The organism is Rhodococcus sp. ZPP, from assembly GCF_017656075.1.
GTDB classification, from domain to species: domain Bacteria; phylum Actinomycetota; class Actinomycetes; order Mycobacteriales; family Mycobacteriaceae; genus Rhodococcus_F; species Rhodococcus_F oxybenzonivorans.
In genome coordinates this window covers 4026828-4048753 of record NZ_CP058638.1, presented here as the reverse complement: position 1 = coordinate 4048753, position 21926 = coordinate 4026828, and the positions used below count along the sequence as shown (strand labels likewise).

Annotated in this window: 21 protein-coding genes; 12 read left to right on the top strand and 9 right to left on the bottom strand. The window is 66.1% G+C overall.

Going from position 1 to position 21926, the window contains the following annotated elements:
• Positions 1 to 176 precede the first annotated feature (176 nt).
• Positions 177 to 605 carry a CBS domain-containing protein gene (locus HYG77_RS19195; RefSeq protein WP_208960259.1) on the top strand — a complete coding sequence of 143 codons (429 nt, stop codon included), beginning with the start codon at positions 177 to 179 and terminating at the stop codon, positions 603 to 605.
• 78 nt (positions 606 to 683) lie between these two features.
• Here the strand turns inward: HYG77_RS19195 and HYG77_RS19190 are convergent, their stop codons facing one another.
• On the bottom strand, positions 684 to 1871 hold the full coding sequence (locus HYG77_RS19190) for an ATP-binding protein (RefSeq protein WP_159927345.1): 1188 nt from the start codon (positions 1869 to 1871) through the stop codon (positions 684 to 686).
• A 177-nt stretch (positions 1872 to 2048) separates the two neighbouring features.
• Here HYG77_RS19190 and shbA point away from each other — a divergent pair, with 177 nt between their 5' ends.
• From shbA to HYG77_RS19175, 3 genes are all read left to right on the top strand, one after another.
• Positions 2049 to 2639, top strand: coding sequence for an RNA polymerase sigma factor ShbA (gene shbA / locus HYG77_RS19185; protein WP_109335398.1), 591 nt, complete (start codon positions 2049 to 2051; stop codon positions 2637 to 2639).
• Positions 2640 to 2701: 62 nt separating this feature from the next.
• The gene (locus HYG77_RS19180; protein ID WP_208960258.1) at positions 2702 to 3802 is read left to right on the top strand and encodes a glycoside hydrolase; all 1101 of its coding nucleotides are present in this window, start codon (positions 2702 to 2704) and stop codon (positions 3800 to 3802) included.
• Positions 3799 to 4089 carry a ubiquitin-like small modifier protein 1 gene (locus HYG77_RS19175; protein WP_109333858.1) on the top strand — a complete coding sequence of 97 codons (291 nt, stop codon included), beginning with the start codon at positions 3799 to 3801 and terminating at the stop codon, positions 4087 to 4089. The genes HYG77_RS19180 and HYG77_RS19175 overlap by 4 nt, the downstream gene beginning before the upstream one ends.
• Positions 4090 to 4130: 41 nt before the next feature.
• On the opposite strand, the gene HYG77_RS19170 is transcribed toward HYG77_RS19175, so the two are convergent.
• On the bottom strand, positions 4131 to 4802 hold the full coding sequence (locus tag HYG77_RS19170; protein WP_208960257.1) for a cyclase family protein: 672 nt from the start codon (positions 4800 to 4802) through the stop codon (positions 4131 to 4133).
• Between the two features lie 144 nt (positions 4803 to 4946).
• Here HYG77_RS19170 and HYG77_RS19165 point away from each other — a divergent pair, with 144 nt between their 5' ends.
• Positions 4947 to 8441 carry a serine/threonine-protein kinase gene (locus HYG77_RS19165; protein ID WP_208960256.1) on the top strand — a complete coding sequence of 1165 codons (3495 nt, stop codon included), beginning with the start codon at positions 4947 to 4949 and terminating at the stop codon, positions 8439 to 8441.
• Between the two features lie 20 nt (positions 8442 to 8461).
• On the top strand, positions 8462 to 9226 hold the full coding sequence (locus HYG77_RS19160; RefSeq protein WP_208960255.1) for a maleylpyruvate isomerase family mycothiol-dependent enzyme: 765 nt from the start codon (positions 8462 to 8464) through the stop codon (positions 9224 to 9226).
• A gap of 27 nt (positions 9227 to 9253) precedes the next feature.
• Here HYG77_RS19160 and HYG77_RS19155 read toward each other — a convergent pair whose 3' ends face one another.
• Positions 9254 to 9679, bottom strand: a complete 426-nt coding sequence (locus tag HYG77_RS19155; RefSeq protein WP_109335400.1) for a pyridoxamine 5'-phosphate oxidase family protein — start codon at positions 9677 to 9679, stop codon at positions 9254 to 9256.
• A 137-nt stretch (positions 9680 to 9816) separates the two neighbouring features.
• Between HYG77_RS19155 and HYG77_RS19150 the strand changes: the two genes are divergently transcribed.
• On the top strand, positions 9817 to 10869 hold the full coding sequence (locus HYG77_RS19150) for a Dyp-type peroxidase (RefSeq protein ID WP_208960254.1): 1053 nt from the start codon (positions 9817 to 9819) through the stop codon (positions 10867 to 10869).
• Positions 10866 to 11672 carry a family 1 encapsulin nanocompartment shell protein gene (locus tag HYG77_RS19145; RefSeq protein ID WP_208960253.1) on the top strand — a complete coding sequence of 269 codons (807 nt, stop codon included), beginning with the start codon at positions 10866 to 10868 and terminating at the stop codon, positions 11670 to 11672. Before HYG77_RS19150 ends, HYG77_RS19145 begins: the two co-directional genes overlap by 4 nt.
• Positions 11673 to 11696: 24 nt before the next feature.
• Here HYG77_RS19145 and HYG77_RS19140 read toward each other — a convergent pair whose 3' ends face one another.
• The 4 genes from HYG77_RS19140 to HYG77_RS19125 are packed head-to-tail and all read right to left on the bottom strand — an operon-like array spanning position 11697 to position 15486.
• Positions 11697 to 13031, bottom strand: coding sequence for a hypothetical protein (locus HYG77_RS19140; protein WP_208960252.1), 1335 nt, complete (start codon positions 13029 to 13031; stop codon positions 11697 to 11699).
• A complete protein-coding gene (locus tag HYG77_RS19135; RefSeq protein ID WP_208960251.1) occupies positions 13028 to 13441 on the bottom strand; it encodes a hypothetical protein in 414 nt (137 codons plus the stop codon). Before HYG77_RS19135 ends, HYG77_RS19140 begins: the two co-directional genes overlap by 4 nt.
• Positions 13442 to 13639, bottom strand: coding sequence for a hypothetical protein (locus tag HYG77_RS19130; RefSeq protein WP_109333870.1), 198 nt, complete (start codon positions 13637 to 13639; stop codon positions 13442 to 13444).
• Complete coding sequence (locus HYG77_RS19125; RefSeq protein ID WP_208960250.1) at positions 13636 to 15486, bottom strand: hypothetical protein; 1851 nt, start codon at positions 15484 to 15486, stop codon at positions 13636 to 13638. Before HYG77_RS19125 ends, HYG77_RS19130 begins: the two co-directional genes overlap by 4 nt.
• 263 nt (positions 15487 to 15749) lie before the next feature.
• Here HYG77_RS19125 and HYG77_RS19120 point away from each other — a divergent pair, with 263 nt between their 5' ends.
• Entirely contained in the window at positions 15750 to 16265 is a 516-nt protein-coding gene (locus tag HYG77_RS19120) for a CGNR zinc finger domain-containing protein (protein WP_208960249.1), read from the top strand.
• 33 nt (positions 16266 to 16298) lie between these two features.
• Here HYG77_RS19120 and HYG77_RS19115 read toward each other — a convergent pair whose 3' ends face one another.
• Both HYG77_RS19115 and HYG77_RS19110 read right to left on the bottom strand, forming a co-directional pair.
• Entirely contained in the window at positions 16299 to 16730 is a 432-nt protein-coding gene (locus HYG77_RS19115; RefSeq protein ID WP_109333876.1) for a VOC family protein, read from the bottom strand.
• 98 nt (positions 16731 to 16828) lie between these two features.
• Entirely contained in the window at positions 16829 to 17998 is a 1170-nt protein-coding gene (locus tag HYG77_RS19110) for an LLM class flavin-dependent oxidoreductase (RefSeq protein ID WP_208960248.1), read from the bottom strand.
• A gap of 131 nt (positions 17999 to 18129) precedes the next feature.
• On the opposite strand from HYG77_RS19110, the gene HYG77_RS19105 reads away from it, so the two are divergent.
• The 3 genes from HYG77_RS19105 to HYG77_RS19095 all read left to right on the top strand — a co-directional run bounded on the left by HYG77_RS19105 (position 18130) and on the right by HYG77_RS19095 (position 21917).
• Positions 18130 to 19455, top strand: coding sequence for an MFS transporter (locus HYG77_RS19105; RefSeq protein WP_208960247.1), 1326 nt, complete (start codon positions 18130 to 18132; stop codon positions 19453 to 19455).
• Between the two features lie 108 nt (positions 19456 to 19563).
• Positions 19564 to 20271, top strand: coding sequence for a TetR/AcrR family transcriptional regulator (locus HYG77_RS19100; protein WP_208960246.1), 708 nt, complete (start codon positions 19564 to 19566; stop codon positions 20269 to 20271).
• Positions 20268 to 21917, top strand: a complete 1650-nt coding sequence (locus HYG77_RS19095) for an FAD-binding dehydrogenase (RefSeq protein ID WP_208960245.1) — start codon at positions 20268 to 20270, stop codon at positions 21915 to 21917. Before HYG77_RS19100 ends, HYG77_RS19095 begins: the two co-directional genes overlap by 4 nt.
• Positions 21918 to 21926 lie beyond the last annotated feature (9 nt).

Genomic DNA, 21926 nt, shown 5'->3' with positions numbered 1-21926 from the left:
GAGTCATCGGCGCCGAGTGTACGGAGGCGCGGCGTGGCCCGAGGAGCAGGATCGTTCGCAAAGCTACGGTCACGAGTAGGTAAACATGCGGAGAGCTGCCGTAGCGCTGGCCTAGGCTCGATAGTTGCCCGCGATCGACCCGGCGGGTACGAGTGCGGATGGATCGGGGTGTCCAGATGCGGATCGCGGATGTATTGCGGAGCAAGGGTACGGCGGTAGCGACGGTCGACGCCGATACGTCGGTGAGCAGCCTGGTCGACGAGCTCGCCCAGCACAATGTCGGCGCGCTGGTGGTGCTCGAGAAGGGCTCGTTGGTCGGCATCGTGACCGAGCGCGACGTCGTGCGCAAGATTCACGAACGTGGACCCGACGTGCTGAAGGCACGGGTCGCGGACATCATGAGCACCTCGGTGTTCACCTGCCTGCCCACCGACAGTGTGGACAGCCTCGCCGAGACCATGACCGAGCGCCGGATCCGGCATCTGCCCGTGGTGGTGGAGGGGCAGCTCGTCGGCATCGTCAGCATCGGTGACGTGGTGAAGAGCCGGATCGGCGAGCTGCAGAGCGAACGCGACCAGCTCGAGCACTACATCGATCAGGGCTGAACTCCACGACTCCCGCTAGCGTCGTATTCGACTCTCTAGCGTTGAGCCTAGAAAGCGATAGATTGCACTACCGATCTTTCAGTCGCTCTGGCCGCGCAGATACCGGCCGAAATGCGGGACGGTGAACCCGATGGATCCACGCTCGGCCGAATAGATCAAGCCCTTCTTGATCAGGCCGTCCCGGGCGGGTGACAACGAGGCCGGTTTACGACCGAGTTCGGCGGCGATCGCCGCTGTCGCGACGGGGCCGTCGTCGCCGGCGAGATCCGCCATCGCCCGCATGTACTCGCGTTCGGCCGGGGTCGCGCGCTCGTAGCGGGAACCGAAGAATCCCACGGCGAGTTCCTCTTCCGCGGTCGGTGCCGCCACCCGCACGTCTTCCTCGGTGATCGGGCTCGCCGCAGCCACATCCCAGGTGGCCTTCCCGTACGCCTGCACGAAATAGGGATAACCGTCGGCGGCCGCGTACAACGCATCCAAGGCTTCGTCGGCGAACTTCACATCTTCCCGCTCCGCGGGCGCGATCAGCGCGCGATCCGCCGACGCCCGGTCCAGCCGGTCGATGCGGTGGTAACTGAAGAGGCGCTCCGAGTAACTCTTCGATGCCGACAACACCGCAGGCAGGTGCGGGAGACCGGCACCGACCACGATGAGCGGCGCCGCGTCCTGGCTGAGTTCGTGGCACGCGCCGCAGATCGCGGAGACGTCCGCGGCACCGAGGTCCTGCATCTCGTCGATGAACAGCGCGATCCCGACGCCCACATCTCGCGCCAGCGAGGAGGCGTCGAGCAACAACTCCACCAGATCGATCTCGATGTCTCCCGAATCCGCCCGACCCTTCACGGCCGGGGCGTCGATCCCGGGTTGCCATCTCTCCCGCATGCCCTTGTCCGCCGTCGCCCGCAACGCGAACGACTTCAGCACGCCCAGAAACTCCTCGACCCGATCGGGGTTGCGGTGTGCCCCCGCGATCTCGCGCACTGCCATGTGCAGCGCCGACGACAGCGGTCGGCGCACGTCCTGGTCGGGGCGGGCCTCGATCTTGCCGGTGCCCCAGCTGCGGGAGATGGCCGCCGACCGCAGATGATTGAGCAGCACCGTCTTCCCGACTCCGCGGAGGCCGGTGAGCACCACACTGCGTTCCGGACGGCCGCGGGCGATCCGCTCGAGCACCACGTCGAACGCGTCGAGCTGTCTGCTTCGGCCCGCGAGCTCCGGTGGACGCTGGCCTGCACCGGGGGCGTAGGGGTTACGGACGGGGTCCATGGCCTCGAAGGTAACAACCTCGATAACCGAATCTGCGGACATCTAGCGCGTGTCCTAGATCCCGCTATGAAGTCCACAACGCCCACGAGGGGGTGGGTGTTCGTCACCCTTCGGTGCCTATCGACGGGCGCCCGTTCCGCCGAGGCTGGAAGCAGTCACACGGAACGGGAGAACACCATGATCGAGACGGACGTCAGAGCGCAGCTCGAGCGCCTCGCACCCCTCGCCGCCGTCGGGGACGAGGAGGCCGTGGAAGAGATTCTCCGCATCGCCCACCCGGTGGTGCATCGCTACTGCACATCCCGACTCGAATCGGTGGAACACCCGCACGCCTCGGCCGACGATGTCACCCAAGACGTCTCCCTCGCGTTGATGAGCGCACTGCGCACCTACCGCGACGAAGGTAAATCCCTGCTGTCGTTCATCTTCGGTATCGCCGCACACAAGGTGGCCGATGCCCGTCGGCGCGCCAATCGCCTGTCGGTGCCCACCGCACGATCGGCCACTGCGCATCACACCGTCGATATCGACGAGGGGCCCGAGCACCACGTGCTGCGCACCGAACTTCGAGGGGAGATGGACGAACTGGTGCAGACGCTCCCGGTCCGGCACCAGCAGATCGTGTTCATGCGCATCGTGGTCGGGATGTCCGCCGAACAGACGGCTCGCGTGCTCGACACCACGCCCGGGGCCATTCGCGTCGCCCAGCACCGCGCGCTCGCCCACCTGCGGTCCCGGATCCACGCGTCACATTCCCTCGCCAGCTGACCTGACCGTCGAGGTGCGATCGCACCATTGCCATTCGCCGGACCGAGTGGTCCGATGTAACGATGAGCGCAGCCGACAGAGTTTTGCTCGCGATCGGAACCAAGAAGGGCCTCTGGCTGGCCACCAGCCGAAACCGCACCGCGTGGTCGTTTTCGGGCCCACACTTCTTGATGCACGAAATCCCCAGCATCGGCATCGACACCCGCGCGGGCCGCACCCGCATTCTCGTGGGGGTCCGGTCGGAGCACTGGGGACCGACCGTCGCGCACTCCGACGACCTGGGCGCCACATGGGTCGAACCCGACCACGGGGCGATCCGATTCGGTGACACCGACGACGCCGCGCTCGAGCGGATCTGGCAACTCCAACCGGACAGCGCAGACCGGCCCAGTGTCGTATGGGCGGGCTGTGAACCGATTTCGGTGTGGCGATCCCTGGACAGCGGCGAGCACTTCGAACTCGAGCGCGCACTGTGGGACCACCCGCACCGGTCGCAGTGGGGTGCCGGGTTCGGCGGCGCTGCAGCTCATTCCGTGGTTCCGCATCCCCGCGACCCGCACACGGTGCACGTCGCCATGAGCACGGGTGGCGTCTACCGCACCACTGACGGCGGCCGCACCTGGCAGCCGCGCAATGCGGGCATCTCGGCGGGCTTCCTGCCGGATCCGAATCCGGAGTTCGGGCAATGCGTCCACAAGATCGCCCGTGACGCGGTGACCGAGAATCGGCTGTATGCGCAGAACCATCACGGCGTGTACCGATCCGACGACAACGGCGACACGTGGAAGTCGATTGCCGACGGGTTGCCGTCGGACTTCGGTTTCGTCATGCTCACCCATCCGTCTCGCGAGGGCACGGTGTGGGTGGTGCCGATCGAGGCCGACGCCGAACGGATCCCACCGGACGGCCGCCTCGCCGTGTACCGCAGCGAGGATGCCGGCAACACCTGGACCCGGCTCGACCGCGGCTTACCCGAACGCGAGTACAACGTGGTGCTGCGTGACGCCGCATCCGTCGACACCGCCGACCCCGTGGGAGTGTATTTCGGTACGCGCGGCGGTGCCGTATATGCGAGCGCCGACGAGGGCGCCACGTTCACCGAGGTGGTCGGACACCTGCCCGACGTCCTCTGTGTGCGCGCGGCGGTGGTGGCCGCGCCGTGACCGGGGCGGTGTCCGTTCGGGTTCCGCGCGCCCTCGCCTCGATCGTGGGCGGTGAACGCACCGTCGACGTGGCTCTCGACTCCGTGGCAACAGTGGCGGCGGTCCTCGACGTTCTCGCCGAAAGGTATCCAGTGCTCGGCAGGCGCATTCGCGACGAGACCGGCGCCCTGCGCCGGTACGTCAACGTCTACGTGAACGGCGAGGACGTTCGCCTACTGAGCGGCGTGAGCACCGAAGTGGCGCCGGGCCAGGAAATACAGATTCTGCAGTCGGTCGCCGGAGGCTGACAGTCACCGCGCGTGCATGTGGTTCGAGCGCGCCGTCGACATCAGTACCCGAGGTCGAGCGCCACCGCACGGGTGGGGGCGCCGTCCGAGCCTTCGATGGTGATCGGCAACAGGCTCACGAGGGGGTCGGGGAAGTCGATGAGGTCGACGTGGCACAGGTTCTCGCCGATCACTCCCCCGGCAGCGGCGATCAGGTGGTGCACCGGATATCCGTTGTCGGCCTGCTCGTCGGAGGGCGTCTCGTCGACACTCGGTGCGTCGACGCAGAATGTCCGCACCCCCCGATCGAGCAGTAGTTCGCAGGCATCGGGATCGAGATAGGGGTGCATGTAATAGGCGTCGCTGCCGTAATAACGCGACCATCCGGTATGGAACAGGGCGATGTCGCCGGGTCCTACGCGTTCGGCAGCGGCCCGGATCGCATCAACGGTAATACGTTCGCGCGCACCGAGATCCCGGACGTCGAACAACACGCCGCGGCCGACGAACAGCTCCGGCGGCAGGGCGTCGACGGTGGCGCCGGTTGCGTCCATGTGGGCGGGCGCATCTACATGGGTGCCGGATTGCGATCCGAAGCGGACACCCAAGACGTTGTAGCCATCGCGTTCGATCGTGCGGTGCGGCGTCAGCATCGGCACCGGATCGCCGGGATACACCGGCATTCCGGGACCGATCGTGTGGGAAAGGTCCACGATTCTCCGCACGTGTGGCATCGTTCGATTGTCCACGGTTCGCGGGCATGTGCACGCTGGGGCGGCGGCACGGCACTGCGCGCCACGATATGCTCGACGACGAGCAAAGAGGTGGTTGCATGCCCGCGCGGTTGCTGACGCCACAACGTCAGGTCGAGGCCGACGATGGCCGAATTTGATCCGCTCGCGACTCAGCGTGGCGCCGCTCCCACGCTCGCAGCCGAACTCTCCGCAGTCGGGCTCGAGGATGCCGTAGAAATCGGCCGCGGCGGATTCGGAGTGGTCTACCGCTGCGTGCAACCCCAGCTCGACCGGACCGTCGCCGTGAAGGTGCTCACCGCGGAACTCGACGCAGAAAACCTCGAACGATTCTTGCGGGAACAACGCGCGATGGGCAGATTGAGCGGACACCCACACATCGTCAACATCATGCAGGTCGGCGCTACGGACAGCGGCAAACCCTTCATCGTGATGCAATTTCATCCCCACGACTCGCTCGACATGCAGATCCGCAGAAGGGGTCCCGTGCCGTGGAGCGAGGCGCTCCGAATCGGCGTCAAACTCGCCGGCGCCCTGGAGACCGCCCACAGGGTGGGAATACTCCACCGCGACGTGAAACCCGGCAACATCCTCCTCACCGAATACGGCGAGCCGCAGCTCACCGACTTCGGCATCGCACGGATGTCCGGGGCTTTCGAGACCTCGGCCGGCACAGTCACGGGATCACCGGCGTTCACCTCCCCCGAAGTGCTGTCGGGACGGGCACCGACCGCGGCGTCCGACGTATACAGCCTGGGCGCCACGCTGTTCAGCGCCATCACCGGTCACGCAGCGTTCGAGCGGCACCACGGCGAGGAGGTGATCGCCCAGTTCCTGCGGATCACCACCCAGCCTGTGCCCGATCTGCGCCAGGAAGGCTTTCCCGCCGACGTGAGCGACGTGATTCAACGGGCGATGTCCGGTAACCCGGAGGAGCGTCCGGCCTCCGCCGCCGCGTTCGGAGACGAACTCCGCGACATCGAACGCCGTCACGGGCTGCCCGTCGACGAGATGGCGATGCCCGTCGACAAAGGCATCGTCGTCGTCCATCCCGCCGATGCCGCACCGTCAGGCACCACAACCGGTGACACCCCTCGTTCCACCACCGGCAGGCGACGGGACACCTCGACACCACCGCCGACGCCGGCTACCCGGTTCCGGCCGCCGGTGCCCACCCGGCGACTGGTGGAGCGTGCACGCCTCATCGACCTGTTGCGGGCCGGCCGTCGCCGGCTACTCACAGTCATCCACGGCCCGACCGGCTTCGGGAAGAGCACCCTGGCTGTGCAGTGGCGTGATGTCCTGACCGCGGACGGTGTGGCCGTCGCATGGCTGACCGTCGACAACGACGACGACAACGTGGTCTGGTTCGTCGCGCACCTCATCGAGGCGATCCGGCACGTGCGGCCGAGTTTGGCCGAGGAACTCGGTCAGGTTCTCGAGGAGCACGACAACGAGGCCGAGCGGTACGTACTCACCTCCCTCGTCAATCAGATCCACTCGAGCGGTGAGCGCGTCGCGCTGATGATCGACGACTGGCAACGGGTGTCCGATCCGGCGACGATCGCCGCCCTGGAGTTCCTCCTCGACAACGGGTGTCACCACCTTCAGGTGGTCGTCGTGAGCCGGACCCGGGCGGGCCTGCCGATGAGCCGGATGAGAGTCAAGGACGAACTGGTTGAAATCGATTATGCCGAACTCCGTTTCGACAACGGTGAGGCGCGAGAGTTCCTCGTCGACCTCGGTGGTCTGCCCCTCGAGAACGACGACGTCACCGAACTCCGAGATTCCACCGACGGCTGGGTGGCGGCGCTGCAGCTGGCCTCGTTGTCGTTGCGGGGCCGGTCCGATCCCGGGGAACTCATCGCCGGGCTGTCGGGACGGCATCATGCGATCGGCGAGTTTCTCGCCGAGAACGTCCTCGACACCCTCGAACCGGCGATGCTCGATTTTCTGCTCGCCACGTCGATCACCGACCGCATCTGTGGACGCCTCGCCTGCACCCTCGCGGACACGGCGCGGGGGCAGGCCATGCTCGAGGAGGCGGAGGACCGGGATCTATTCCTTCGTCACATCGACGACGAGCGGACGTGGTTTCGCTACCACACCCTCTTCGCCGAATTTCTCCGTAGGAGGCTCGAACGCGATCAGCCCGAACGTCTTCGGGAACTTCATCGGGCAGCGTCGGAGTGGTTCTGCAACCACGGACTGCTCCGGGAGGCTGTCGATCATGCTCTGGCGGCCGGTGACGAACAACGGGCCGTCGAGTTGGTGGAGGCCGACGGGTTGTCGCTCTTCGAGCATTCGCAGACCGCGACGCTGCTCTCCCTGGTCGGCAAGCTCCCGCCGCGGTTGGTGCAGCGCAGTGCCCGACTGCAGATCACCGTTGCCTGGGCAGACATGATGTTGAGCCGCATGGAACCGGCGCGGCGGGCACTCGAACTGGCCGAGCGTGCCCTTGAACACAGCGCACTCGACCCGGGGGACATCGCGGATCTCCGCGCCGAGATCGGTGCGGTTCGCGGGGTCGGGGAGCTGCGCGCCGACCGGATCGACGACATCGACGAACTCGTCGCCGAGAGCCTCGCCCAGCCGGAATCATTGCACCCCTGGGTGGTGTCGGCCGCTTCCAACGTCGCCACCTTCGCCGCAGTGTATCGATTCGATTTCGCCGCAGCGCGACGGCTCCAGGAACGAGCGCAACCCTACTACCAGCGGAACAAGGGACCGCACAACATGGTTCACGGTGAGTGCTACGTGGGCATCTGCGCGCAGGAAGAACTCGACGTCGACGAGGCCGAGAAGCGCTTCCGCAAGGCGAGGGGTGGCGCGCGGAAAGCCGGCGGAGTGCACGCGCCCTCGGGCCGGCTCGCGGGTTCCCTTCTCGGCGAGCTCCTCTACGAGCGGGGCGAACTCGACGAGGCGGAGCAGTTACTCGACGACGGTTACCGCCTCGGCGCGGAAAGCGGCGGCGTGGACTTCAAGATCGCCCGGTACGTCACAGGGGCCCATATCAAGGCACTCCGGAACAACCGCGATGAAGCCGCCCGCCGGCTGCACGAAGGCTACGAAATCGCCACTGCGCATCGACTTCCGCGCCTGAAGGCCCGCGTGGAGAACGAACGGCGCAGATTGGGGATCTCCGCCCATCCCGCACTCGGGCCAGCCACACCGATCACCTATGCAGAGCGGCGCCGACCGGTGCAGGGGCTGAACTCGATCACAGCGCAGGTAGAAGAAGCCACCGCCATCCGTCTCCTCCTCGCCACCCGTTCCCAGGAGAACATCGAGCTGGCCTGCACATGGGCGCACGAGTGGACCGGCAGACTGGAGGGCAGCGGACGCCGACGGGCGCTGCTCCTGGCCGATCGACTGCTGGTGGCGTGCCTTGCCGCGGCCGGCCGCGAAGACGAGGCCAAGAAAGTACTCGCTTCCGTGGCGTCCATCTGCGCCGTCCGGGGCCTTCGCCGCATTCTCCCCGACGGTGGACCGCTCGTCGTCGCCCTCTCCGCGGATCTGCGGGCAGATCAACTGGCCGGCGACTGGCAACCGGAGTGGCCTGCCGTCCCACCCGAATTCCTCGAACAAATCCAGGCGTCGACTGCCCCGTACACCTTGTGACGATGGATTACCGTGAGCGGATGACGAACCCCGGCACGCCCCTCCTTCTCGACGTTCTGCGCACCGAAGGGCAGCGCATCGCGTCGATGCCGGCCGACGCTCTTGGCGCGCCGGTACCGTCATGCCCGGGTTGGACGCTCGAACACGTGGTCCGGCACACCGGCAAAGTCCACCTATGGGTGACCGCCGTGATGCAGGCAGGCCCCGGAGCCGCCCTCGACCAGGCTCGACCGGCGCGGCAAATGCCACGGGGACCGGAGTGTCTCGACGCCTACCGTTCAGCTCACGAGTCGATGATGACCGAGTTCGAGCAGCGAGATCTCGATGAGCCCGCAACCACCTTCGTCGGACCCGCAACCTTGCGGTGGTGGGTTCGCCGACAGGCTCACGAGGCGACGGTCCATCGTTTCGACGCCGCCGATGCCGTCCACACGGCCGGTGGGCCACTGCCCGAACCCGCAGACCCCACCGCAGCGGCCGACGGCGTCGGCGAGTGGATCCAGGCCATAGCCTCGCGATTTCTTGGTGCAGGGCAGGTGCCCGAAAGCCTGCTCGGCCGCACCGTACACCTGCACGGCACCGACACCGGTGACGCCGAGTGGCTGCTGGCCTTCACCGACGACGGCATGTCCGTCACGACCGAACACACGAAAGCCGACGTCGCGTTGCGCGGCTCGGCGCAACAACTACTCCTCGCCGTGTGGCGGCGGCGGCCGCTCGACAGCCTCCAACTCTTCGGCAACGAAGCCGTTGCCGAAGCCCTTCTCGACACCGTGCAGGTCTGAGGCGTTTTCCCCGGGCACCGGAGCGAGTCAGCTCGATCCCATATCTGCCGATCGCCAGTGCTCGGGCCGGAGGTAGATCGCAACCTGCTCGCCGAGCTGAGCCTTGGCGAAGTGGAGGTAGGCGTCGACCTTCTCCGGCACGAGATAACGCTGAGCCATCTCCCGCATCATGTCGTCCGTTCCCGGGGCGGTTCGCGTCACCGCGCCCTCGACGGAGACGTATCGAACGGTGGGTTCGACTCGTTCGACCATCATCGTGAATCGCCCGGCCGCCTCGATGAGGCGCGCCTTCTCCGACCCGGGGCCGGTGAGCACCCACACTTCGCCACCGGGGTGGTACTGATACCAGATCGGGACTGTCAGGGGCCCGCGGTGCTCGCCCGCGGACACCGACAGCGCCGCGATGTGCGGCTCGGCCAGGAACTGTTCGCGCTCGTGCGCAGAGAGTGGCATGTCGCCGACGGTAGACGCACCCACCGACATCGTGTTCCGGTAAGGATTGCGGTCCCGAGTCGACGGATTCAGCCGAGGGTGTTGAATGGGACCCGTCGGTCGGTGCAGCGTCGTTGTCGAGATGATCGGAGGCCGTGATGCCGGGTCCAGTGCCGAGATTGGCTGCGCAAGCCGTTCTCACACCACCGAGTGCGGCATCGCTCTTCCTCGTCGTGGTGGCGGGTGAGTCGCGAGAGGACGCGCTGACGGTCCGCGACGTCGTCGCCGACCTCGAAAGCCTTCTCAAGGCCGTGGGTTTCCGGGAACTGTCGGGATCGCTGTCGTGTGTGGTGGGCATCGGGTCCGAGTTCTGGGACCGTTTGAGCCCCGCCGCCAAACCGGCTCTGCTGCACCGCTTCCTCCCCCTGTCCGGACCCGTTCACAGCGCCCCGTCCACTCCTGGCGACGTCTTATTCCACATCAAGGCTGCCCGCGCCGACCTCTGTTTCGAGCTGGGCCGCTTGCTCGTCGCAGCGCTCGGGTCCGCTGCCACCGTTGTCGACGAGGTGTCCGGCTTCCGGTATTTCGACGCCCGCGATCTCCTCGGATTCGTCGACGGCACCGAAAACCCCACGGACGCCAACGCCGACGAGGCCGCCCTCATCGGAGACGAGGATCCGGATTTCCGTGGTGGCAGCTACGTGATCGTGCAGAAGTATCTGCACGACATGAGCGCCTGGACGTCGCTCAGCGTCACCGAGCAGGAACGCGTCATCGGGCGTACCAAGCTCGAGAATGTCGAGCTCGACGAGGACGCACAGCCCGGCAACTCCCACGTCGCCCTCAACACGATCGTCGACGATGAGGGTGTCGAACACCAGATCCTCCGCGACAACATGCCGTTCGGCAGCCTGGCGGCCGGTGAGTTCGGCACCTACTTCATCGGTTACGCCAGGGATCCGGGCGTCACCGAACTGATGCTGCGCCGCATGTTCCTCGGCGAACCGCCCGGCAATTACGACCGCATCCTCGACTTTTCCACGGCCGTCACAGGCACGCTGTTCTTCGTTCCGAGCCGGGACGTCCTCGAGTTCCTCGCCGACGAACCGGAGAGCGCCGAGACGCCATCGAATGTCACCGGCGAAGCCGAGCAGCCGGACCCGTACGACCTGTCCTTGAACATCGGTGGTCTCAAAGGAGTATCGCAATGAGTGATTCGAGCAATCTGCACCGCAACCTCGCCCCGGTGACGGAGGCAGCGTGGCAGCAGATCAGCGAGGAGGCGGCCCGTACGTTCAAGCGTCATGTCGCCGGGCGACGGGTCGTCGACGTCGCGGGGCCGTTCGGTTACTCCTACTCCGCCCACAACGTCGGGCGCGTCACCCCGATCAGTACCTCCGACAGCCGAATTCGGGCACAACTGCGCCAGGTCCATCCCCTCGTCGAACTGCGTTTCCCGTTCACGCTCAGTCGCGCTGAGGTCGACGACGTGGCCCGGGGCTCTCTCGACTCCGACTGGCAGCCCGTCAAGGACGCCGCGAAGGCCCTCGCCTTCGCCGAGGACCAGTCGATCTTCGACGGGTTCGAGCAGGCCGGGATTCGCGGCATCGGCGCGTCCAGCGACAATCCCGTCCTGAACCTGCCTGAAGATCCGCTTCTCGTTCCCGACGCCGTGGCCTCGGCATTGTCGGCGTTGCGTCTCGCCGGTGTCGAGGGACCGTACTCGGTGGTACTCGACGCCGACACGTACACCGCAGTCAGCGAGACCCGCGACGCCGGGCACCCGGTATTTCACCACCTCGACGCCCTGGTCACCGGCGACATTATCTGGGCCCCGGCGATCCGCGGCGGGTACGTGCTCTCCACCCGTGGCGGTGACAACCAGCTGACCCTCGGCGCCGACCTGTCCATCGGCTACGACAGCCACACCGCGACCGACGTGACGCTGTACCTCGAAGAGACGTTCACGTTCTCCTCACTCACCGCCGAGGCCGCGGTCGTTCTCCAACGCTGACAGCCTCCACGCTGAGCGTGCACTTCAGCCGCCGAACAGCAGGTACAGCCCACCGAAGGTATACGTGACCATGGTGAGCAGCAGTGCCAGCTGTCCGGTGAGCTGATGCCCGCGCGGCAAAATTCGCACCGATGCGTCGTGTGCCGCGACCACGCCCAGGACGTGCCCGATCAGCACGCAGAGCACCTTGATCGACGCGGTCGCGGACGGGTGCTCGGACAGTATGTACGCCACCTCGGCGTTGCCCAGTCCGAGAAGATTCCATCCGCGTCCCAGCGGGTCGGCCAGCAGGATGACCGTCGCCTGACCCTTCTCCACCAGGTACGTCAGGTAATGGGCGAACACGTAACCGATGATGATCGGTATCAGTGAATGCGAGAGCAATCCGGGGAGGGCGGCGCGCTGCTCGGGACGTAGGCCGCCCGTCGCCCTGGTGGCCGCCCAGAACGACACACCCACGAAGCCGATGAAGACGAGCAGTCCGGCCGTGCGCGCCAGCGTCTCCGCTACTGGTCCCCCGGCTGCGTCGAGGGTGCGCTGCCACCATGGAAAGGCGGAGAAGCTGTCGAACGCCGTCGACCCCAGCAGCGTCGCCATCAATGCCACCGACCCGGCGCGCACGGGCATCGACCCCAGATGGTCGAGCGGATTACGTAAGGCGATCCGGCCGTCACCGCGGTTGCGGCTCAGCGGTGACAACCGGGATGCAAGGGTGCTGTAGACCTCGAAGGGATCACCTCGCTCGCACCAGCGCTCCCCCGCGACAACAGCGCCGGCCAACGTCGTGACGAGGTAGGCCACACACCAGGTACGCACGGCGGCAACCGAACCCGGATTTGAATAGGCGAGTTCGAGCCACACAAAAGCGAACAGACCCACCACCGCCGGTCGATATCCCCAGGAGTCGCCGTAACGCCGGTTCCGTTCTCCGGGTGAGCGCCCGAGCACGGCGCATACCAATCGATGCACTGTCCGTACCGGGGACAGCACCCGCCAGATCGGGCCGAACGCCAGCGACGCCGCGACCAGGCCCACCCACAGAAGCACGTAGAACACACCGGGCAACGCATTGTCCGCGGACGTCGACGGTCCGAAGAACGCGGCCAGAGCCACCCACGCGGTGAGGACGAGCGCTACACCCGCCAGGACGTTCCGGGTGATGGGCGAGTCCGCGAACCGCGTGACCCAGTCGGGGAGGGCGCGGCCGGGCCGTTCGGGATCGAGTTTCGGGGTCTTCCACGCGAAGGCCAGAACGACGAACGACACGGTCAGCGCCCAGCTCGCGCCAATAAGGGCAAAGGTGAAGGGAATCGGAAGATCGGTGGACCCACCGAGCCCGTGTGCGAGCACAGCGGTCATGGACGCACGAGCAGGGTGGCCACCGTCTTGCCGGTCTCGTGCAGCTCCAAGGCGACCTGGCCCGGAACCTCTACCGAGAACTGGGTCTGCTGGCCCGTCCCCGGGTGAATTTCGAACGAGTGCTCCGGCACCGCATGTACGTGCAGTTCGTCGTCGGCGTCGCTGTCGACGCGCACGGTCACGGTCTGTCCTACCGCGATGTCGATGCGCTCGTTGGTGGGCGTCACCGTGCCTTGGTTGATCCGGACGTCGATCACGACACTGTCCTGGGCCGCGCCCGGTGTGGTCTCTGCCGAGGTCTCATTGGCCGGCGTACCGGTGCCGGGGGCTTCGTTTCCGGAACCGCACCCGGAAGCTCCGACGAGAACACCCGCGGATACCGCCACCACGGCGGTCAACCGCCTGATCACCTAGACGTCCTCCTCTTTCCGCTTCGTTGATTCGTCATCGGTGTTCTCGGCATTCTCGGCTGCCTCGGCTTTACGGTCCCGGACCGCCAGATAGACGACCAGACCGACGACGAGGAATGCCGGAACGAAGGCGGGAATCGCCAACAACACCGAGTGGTCCGCGAGATACACGACATTCGGGTCGCTCGCCGGACTCATGTCACGTTCACGTCCTCGCGGGTGTCGGCGGTCGCCTGCCCCCTGGTGTACTTGCCGATCCGTCCGGCGCCCCAGGCCAGGGCGGTGACGAGTGCGAGTGTGCAGGCCAACACGACGAGGGAGGCAGCGGCGAACAACCAGTTGGGATGATCGAAGTTGCGCTCCCGCTGCAAGATGGTGATCTCCGGGACGAACTCACGGGTGAACGACGACTCCGCGGGCAGCTCCTCGGCACCGATCCCCGGGTCGCTCGGCAGGAAGATCGGCACCGCCGTCATGGTGCGCCCGTCCTGCACGCGCAGCAATGTCTTCCACGTTCCGTGCACCGGCACGGGCTCGTTGGTCCGGTAGGTTCCCGGCCCGGTGCGTTCGAGGTTGTCCACGGTGAAACCGTTGTCGAGGTCGGGCCCGCCCTGCCAGGACAGGATGGACACCCAGGCCGGATCGTCGCTCGCCAGATCGGGCGGATCGATGGTGGCCTCGGCATTGACCATTCGGCCGCCGTCGGGTGCCGCGTCGGTGAGGACCACTGTGGCCGTCGCGTTCTCCGGGACGGTGGCGATCAGGCCGTTGGCGGTTGCACCGCCGATCACCAATACGGTGGCGACCACGATGGTCCGGCTGAGCGCGGGACGCGGCAAACCCTCGGACCGCAGCACCCGGCCGAGCAGCGCACCACAGGCTCCTGCCGCGATACCGACGGGCACGGCCATCGCCAGTGCCTCCGGCCACATACTGGTGGGCCAGGGGTAGAGGTACATGGCGTCGATCCACAACGATTCGAGCCAGAGTCCCACCGTGGCGACGAGGAATCCGCCCACGGCGCCGAACGCCACCCGATTCTTGATCAGCGGGGTGAGGGCGAGCAGTTCGATGACCACGGCTGCGCCGAGGCACAGTTCGAACACGTTGGTCGGGGCCCCGAGTACCGGGCCAACCATCAACGCGGTCACAGCGCGCACCACTCCGGCGACGGCGACCGCGACTAGTGCCGCGAAAGGACCGAGGACGATGCGCGCGGCGACCAGCGCGAATGCGGCAGCACCGGCGATCATCATCGGCTGCAGGACCAACCGGAACTGTTCGACACCGAAGTCGTACTCGATCTGGAAGACGGACAAGCCGATGATCAGTCCACCGAAGGTGCCGCACCGGAGGAACCAGATGAGCCGACTGTCGGCGGCCGTCTCACCCGTCTTGGCGGCGCGACCTTCGAAGTCGAGGAGGAGAACGCCGATCAGAGACAGTCCCGCTCCGCCGATCAGCATGAGGTGAGTGGGGCCCCACAGCGTGACATCCTGACCGAAGATGCGGTGCCAGACGTCGTCGAGCGGAAAACCGATGAGGGCGTACAAGCCCGCCCCGGCAACCAGTACCCCGCCCACCGGGACGTACCAGGTGCGGGTGATCTTCAGAGCGGCCGGACCTGGCTTCTCGTCGCGGGGCAAGATCATCGCCAGCATGCCGGTGATGAACAGCAGGAAGAGACCCACGAGGATGAAGTAGTGCGCCGGGTTCGCCAGCGGGCCGTCGTCACGCCCGCGTCCGATATGCAGACTCACGTCCCAGATGAAGCCGAAGAACGCGGTGAGAATGGTGCCCACGAAGGTGAACAGCGGGAGCGCCACCCACGCGGGGCGGTCCAGCTTGCGACCCGCGGCGTCGGCAATCGACTGTAGCCACGTGATCTTCCGCGCACGGTGCAGGTACGCGATCCACAGCAGGCCGATCGTGATGACCGCCGTCGCCACCGTGATCCCGATGATCTGGTCGAACGCTGCGCCGCCACCCTCTCCGCCAGATTGCGCGAAGATGAGTGAACTCGAAGTAACAGTAACTTGGCTCACGTGGTGATTATGTGCGTCCCGCGCCGAAAATGCCAGCCCCTCGTCGGGGAGGTCACCGTTCCGTAGACGAATCTATGCCTTTCTGCGATCAGACGTAGATCTGCGTAGATGCCGCTATCGCAGTCTCTACCAGGACTAATCGCCAACGTCCGCAACTGCAGCCCGTGTAGGACACCACCCCTGTACTCGTCCGATGTCGCGATACTTCCCGCCAGGCGTGCTCGTGCCGTTCACTCATGGCTCCAGCGTGATGTAATGGCATTGTGCATCTCAACCCTTACGGGGAGTATGCGGTGGAACTCGCCGCTGATCTGGCGAATCGCCGACCCCGGACCATTGACGAACTGGTAACCCGATGCATCGAGGCCGGAGTCGTCGTCGATTTCCCGGTCTCCGAGGACGACCTCGGAGACGTGCTCGCCGTGCTCGACCGGTGGGCGGTCATCGTGGACGCCGCAAACGAGCAGAACCGCGCAGAGCAGGTCAATCTCCTCCTCGCCAAGGCGTCCGCCTACCCACGTCTGACCAACCACGCCGGCGACGGCTGGCATCTGCACTATCGCGACGACCAGCGTTCCCTCGCCGGAGTGCTCGAGGCACTCATTGCCGTCGGAACCGCATTGCATCTCGTCGGCCGAGGGATGAGCCGCCTCGGCCGGTGCGCGGTGGAGGAGTGCACAGTGATCTATGCAGACACCTCGCGGAACGGGCGACAACGCTACTGCTCGCCTCGCTGCGCCAACCGTGACGCCGTCCGCCGTCACCGGTCGCGCTGCTGACGGTTCCGGTCCGAGCTGACTATTCCAGGATGATCAGTGCGGGAAATCTTCGCCCGTGAACTCGCGCTTCTCGACCAGCACCAGCCAGTTCCCCGAATTGTCGCGCATCACCGCCTCTACCCCGTAGGGGCGTTCGGCCGGAGGCTGCGTGAACTCGACCCCCTTCGCGCGCAACTCGTCGTAGGTCTTGCGGCAGTCGGTGGTGGTCAATCCGAAGCCGCCCATCGTCCCACTCGCCAGTGCACGCCGGATCGCCTCTGCCATGTCGGCGTCGAGCGGCGGTCCCGGCTTCATGAGGGTGACCTCGAGCTCGGAGTGGTCCGGGTGCATGATCGTCACCCAGCGGAACCCGTCACCCATCGTGACGTCGGTGCCCTCGACGAAGCCGAGCGTGTCGACATAGAACTTCTTCGCCTCGTCCTGATCCGTGACGTACAGCGTTACGAGGGATACGCCTGTAATCATGTGCTGCCCCTGCCTGTGTGGTGTTTTGCACCGAACCTACGTCGGGGCCGCGTCGTCGTGCTCGAGCAGCCGCCGTCATGCTCCCAGTCTGGCAGTACCTACCGACGAGAGGACAGGAACGCCGTCGAGCCCGACAGGTCGCCCGGGCGGTGGCTACGTGGCTGGACGAGCCCGCGGCGCTCGAGAATGGGCCGCACGCCCTCTCCGAAGCGGTACGACTCCTCGAGGTGGGGATAACCGGACAGCACGAAATGGTCGAGTCCTAGTGCCGCGTATTCGGCGATGCGGTCGGCGACCTCCTCGTGCGAGCCGACCAGCGCGGTGCCGGCGCCACCCCGCACCAGTCCGACACCTGCCCACAGGTTGGGCGCCACCTCGAGACTCCGCGCGTCACTCGCCTGTGAATACGCGCTGCCTCCGCCGTGCAGCTCGCGCATGCGCCGCTGTCCCTCCGAGCCCGAGCGGGCGAGGCTCTGTTGCGCCTGTTCGACCGTGGCCGGATCGAGCGCTGCCAACAGCCGGTCGGCTTCGGCCCAGGCCTCCTCGGAGGTGTCGCGGCTGATCACGTGCAGTCTGATGCCGTAGTCGAGCGTGCGACCCTGTACCTCGGCGAGGTCCCGGATCCACGCGATCTTCCCGGCGACAGCACTGGGCGGCTCACCCCAGGTGAGGTAGGTGTCGGCGAACTGGGACGCGACGGTACCGGCCGCAGGTGACGACCCGCCGAAGAAGATCGGTGGCACGGGATCAGGAATCCGCTGCAGCGAAGCGTTCTCGACCCGGATGTACTCGCCGGCGTAGTCGACCGGACCGTTGCCCGACCACAGACGCCGGATGACGTCGAGGAACTCTCCGCACCGTGCGTATCGCTGGTTCTTGTCGAGGTAATCGCCGTACGTCCGCTGCTCGTGGTCTTCTCCACCGGTCACCACATTGAGCAGCAGGCGCCCCTGCGACTGCCATTGGAATGTCGACGCCATTTGAGCGGCGAGCGTCGGGCTGAGCAAGCCTGGCCGCAATGCGACCAGAAACTTCAACGTTTCAGTGGTCTCCACCATCATCGCCGTCGTGAGCCACGCGTCCTCGCACCAGGCGCCGGTGGGAGTGAGAACCGATTCGAAACCGCTCGCCTCCGCGGCTGCGCCGATCTGGTTGAGGTATTTCAGCGTTGCGGGACGATCCCCCGCCATCGAGCTTCCGTGGCCGCCTGCCATCAAGTTGCGGGAGTCACCGTAGGTGGGCAGGAACCAGTGGAAATGCAGAGACACGCGGGATCCTTGTCGACGAAGATGGGCAGCGCTGCCCAGTTCATCAACCGGGCGGCCCCTGCGGGAGGGTTTCATTCACCGTGATTCGGAGGGTGAAGGCAGGCGGCGGACACCGATAACGTCACCGGCCCATGACCACGCTCTCCCAACCCGCATCCTCGCCGTCGACCGAGTCCGACCTCGAGCGGCGCAAGCGGTTACGCACCGTCGTGGCCGCCAGTCTCCTGGGCACGACAGTGGAGTGGTACGACTTCTTCCTCTACGCAACTGCCGCCAGCTTGGTCTTCAACCAACTCTTCTTCCCCGACCAGACCTCCTTCGTCGGCACCATGCTGGCTTTCGCGACGTTCGCAGTCGGTTTCGTGGTCCGCCCGATCGGTGGAGTCGTGTTCGGCCACATCGGCGACCGCATCGGGCGCAAGAAGACGCTCGCGCTGACCATGTTCATCATGGGCATCGCGACCGCCCTGATGGGCGTGCTACCGACCGCCGAGCAGGTCGGTGTTCTCGCCCCCGTGCTGTTGCTCCTGCTCCGGATTCTGCAGGGGTTCGCCCTGGGTGGCGAATGGGCGGGCGCCGTGCTTCTCGCCGTCGAGCACAGCCCAGCGCGGCGACGCGGGCTGTTCGGGAGCATCCCGCAGATCGGCCTCGCCCTGGGTCTCGCACTGGGGACCGGAGTCTTCGCGGCCCTGCAGGTGATCTTCGACGACGCCCAATTCCTCTCGTACGGGTGGCGAATCGCGTTCTTGCTCAGCCTGATCCTCGTCGTCATCGGCTTCGTCGTGCGACTGAAGGTCGAGGAGACCCCGGCATTCCGGGAAGTGCACGAACTGCAGACGCGTTCCTCCGCTCCGTTGAAGGACGTGTTTCGCGGCCCCATCCGCCGCAGCAGTGTGCTCGGATTACTCTCGCGCTGGGGTGAAGGGGCTGCGTTCAACACCTGGGGCGTCTTCGCAATCACCTACGCGACGAAGAGCTTGGACTTCGCGAAAGTGCCCGTCCTGCTGGCCGTCACGATCGCGGCAGTCGTCATGGCGGCCCTGCTTCCGTTCTCCGGACTCTTGGTGGACCGCTACGGGGCCGCAAGGATCTACATCATCGGAATCGCGGCGTACGGCCTGGCGGTGTTCCCGACTTTCGGCCTGTTCGGCACCGAGAACATGCTCTGGTTCACCGTCGCGCTGGTGCTGGTATTCGGGATTATCCACGCTCTGTTCTACGGAGCGCAGGGCACTCTCTATGCAAGTCTCTATCCCACCGAGATCCGCTACACCGGACTGTCGGTGGTGTATCAATTCTCCGGGATCTACGCCTCCGGTGTGACTCCGATGATCCTCACTGCCCTCATCGCAGTCGGCGGCGGCGCCCCGTGGCTCGCCTGCGGCTACCTCGTCGCCACATCGATCGTCAGCGTCGCCGCCACATCTGCGATCCGCAAGCAAGACCTCTACCTCTGACCCGGCCATCCGTCGGCACTCACCCGTCACACCGACTTCGATACACCGGCGTATTCGATACGTTAGTGTATCGAGTGAGTCCACCGACCCCGGCGCAGAGGAGGGAACATGGCGACATCTTCGGTGCCCACTCCTCACCGTGCCACCGACGCGCCGAGAAGGGTGACGAAACGGCGAGGCCAAACTCGGCGGCGCCTGCTCGACGCAGCGGGCGAGGTGTTCTCGGAGAACGGGTTCGGGCGATCGACTGTCGAACAGATCTGTGAGCGCGGCGGATACACGCGCGGAGCCTTCTACTCCAACTTCGCCTCCCTCGACGAAATGTTCTTCGCCATGTGGGAACAGCGATCCACGGCCATGCTCGAGCACATTCGACTGGCAGCCGAGTCGTCGGACATCGACCTGACCGACCTTCCGCCGTCGGAGAAAGTGCGTGCCGGTACCGCCCTCATACTCGACGTCGTTCCGGTCGACGACCAGTGGTACCGGATCAACGCCGAATTCACCGCGCATGCGCTACGCAATCCCGCCTTGAAGAAGGCCCTCGCGGCGCGCGAACAAGCGATCCTCGACACGATAGTGCCGATCCTCGAGAGCGCCCTCGGCCGACTCGGCCGCACCATTGTCGGCGACCCACAAACATTGGGCCGCGCCCTGGTCGCCGTACACGACGGCACCAGCGTCCAGTGCCTGATCGAGGACGCCAGCGCGTCAGCCCGGGAACTACGCGTCGATCTGTTCACCCACGTCGTGACGGCTTACAGCCGGCCCGACACCACCCCACCACGCACCGCCCGACAAGAGGAGTCTTCGTGACCGAACAGGCTGATGTCATCGTCGTCGGCGCCGGCTTGGCCGGTCTCGTCGCCACCTATGAAATGGTGAAGGCGGGCCGCAAAGTCGTGGTGGTCGAGCAGGAGAGTTCCTCGAACCTAGGCGGGCAGGCCTTCTGGTCACTCGGCGGTTTGTTTCTCGTCGACACGCCCGAGCAGCGGCGTCTCGGTATCAAGGACTCGTACGAGCTTGCGATCCAGGACTGGATGGGCACCGCCGCCTTCGACCGTGAACGAGAAGACCAGTGGCCCCGCCTGTGGGCGCAGGCGTACGTCGAGTTCGCCGCCGGCGAGAAGCGCCAATACCTGCACGACCTCGGCCTGCGTCTGATGCCCAATGTCGGGTGGGCCGAGCGCGGTCGGGGATCTGCACTCGGGCAGGGCAACTCGGTGCCACGCTTCCACATCACCTGGGGCACCGGACCGGGTGTCGTCGAAATCTTCCTCACCCGCGTCATCGCCGCCTCACAGCGCGGACTGGTCACGTTCAAGCATCGACATCAGGTCGACGAGATCGTCGTCACCAACGGCGCCGCCACCGGGGTGCGCGGCACCGTCCTCGAACCGTCCACCGAGCCGCGCGGGGTGAAGAGCTCGAGAACGGCGGTCGGGGACTTCGAATTCTCGGCGCAGGCGGTGGTCGTCACCTCCGGCGGCATCGGCGGAAACCCCGAACTGGTCGCGAAGAACTGGCCTGCCCGGCTGGGCAAGGCGCCCGAGAACATGCTCGCCGGGGTCCCGGCGCACGTCGACGGCAGAATGCTGGAAATCACCGAGAACGCGGGCGGCAACATCGTCAACCGCGACCGCATGTGGCACTACACCGAGGGCATCCAGAACTGGGACCCCATCTGGCCCAATCACGGGATCCGGATCATTCCCGGCCCGTCGTCCATGTGGTTCGACGCCAACGGGAAACGACTGCCCAGCCCCAACTTCCCCGGGTTCGACACCATGGGAACACTGGATTACATCATGAACAGCGGCCACCACCACACGTGGTTCGTGCTCGACCAGAAGATCATCGAGAAGGAGTTCGCGCTGTCGGGCTCCGAACAGAACCCCGACATCACCGGGCGGGATTTCAAGCTCCTCGCCGCGCGCCTGAGAAAGGGTGCGCCCGGACCGGTCGAAGCATTCAAGCAGCACGGGGTCGATTTCGTGGTCCGCGACAACCTTCGCGACCTCGTCGACGGCATGAACGCGCTCACCGACCAGCCCCTGATCAAGTACGAGGACCTCGAACACGAAATCGTGGCCCGAGACCGCGAGGTGAAGAACAGCTACAGCAAAGACTTCCAGGTGATGGCTATCCACAATGCACGGAACCTTCTCGCCGACAAGATCACTCGCGTCGTCGCCCCCCACGAGATACTCGCCCCCGAAAACGGCCCGCTGATCGCTGTTCGGCTGCACCTCCTCACCCGCAAAACCCTGGGTGGGCTCGAAACAAACCTCGACTCCCAGGTCATCAAGCCGGACGGCACGCCGTTCGAGGGCCTCTACGCCGCGGGTGAGGTCGCCGGATTCGGCGGTGGCGGCGTGCACGGTTACAGCGCCCTCGAGGGCACCTTCCTCGGTGGCTGCATCTTCTCCGGGCGCGCCGCCGGCCGAGCCCTCGCCCGGTAGGCGGCTCCG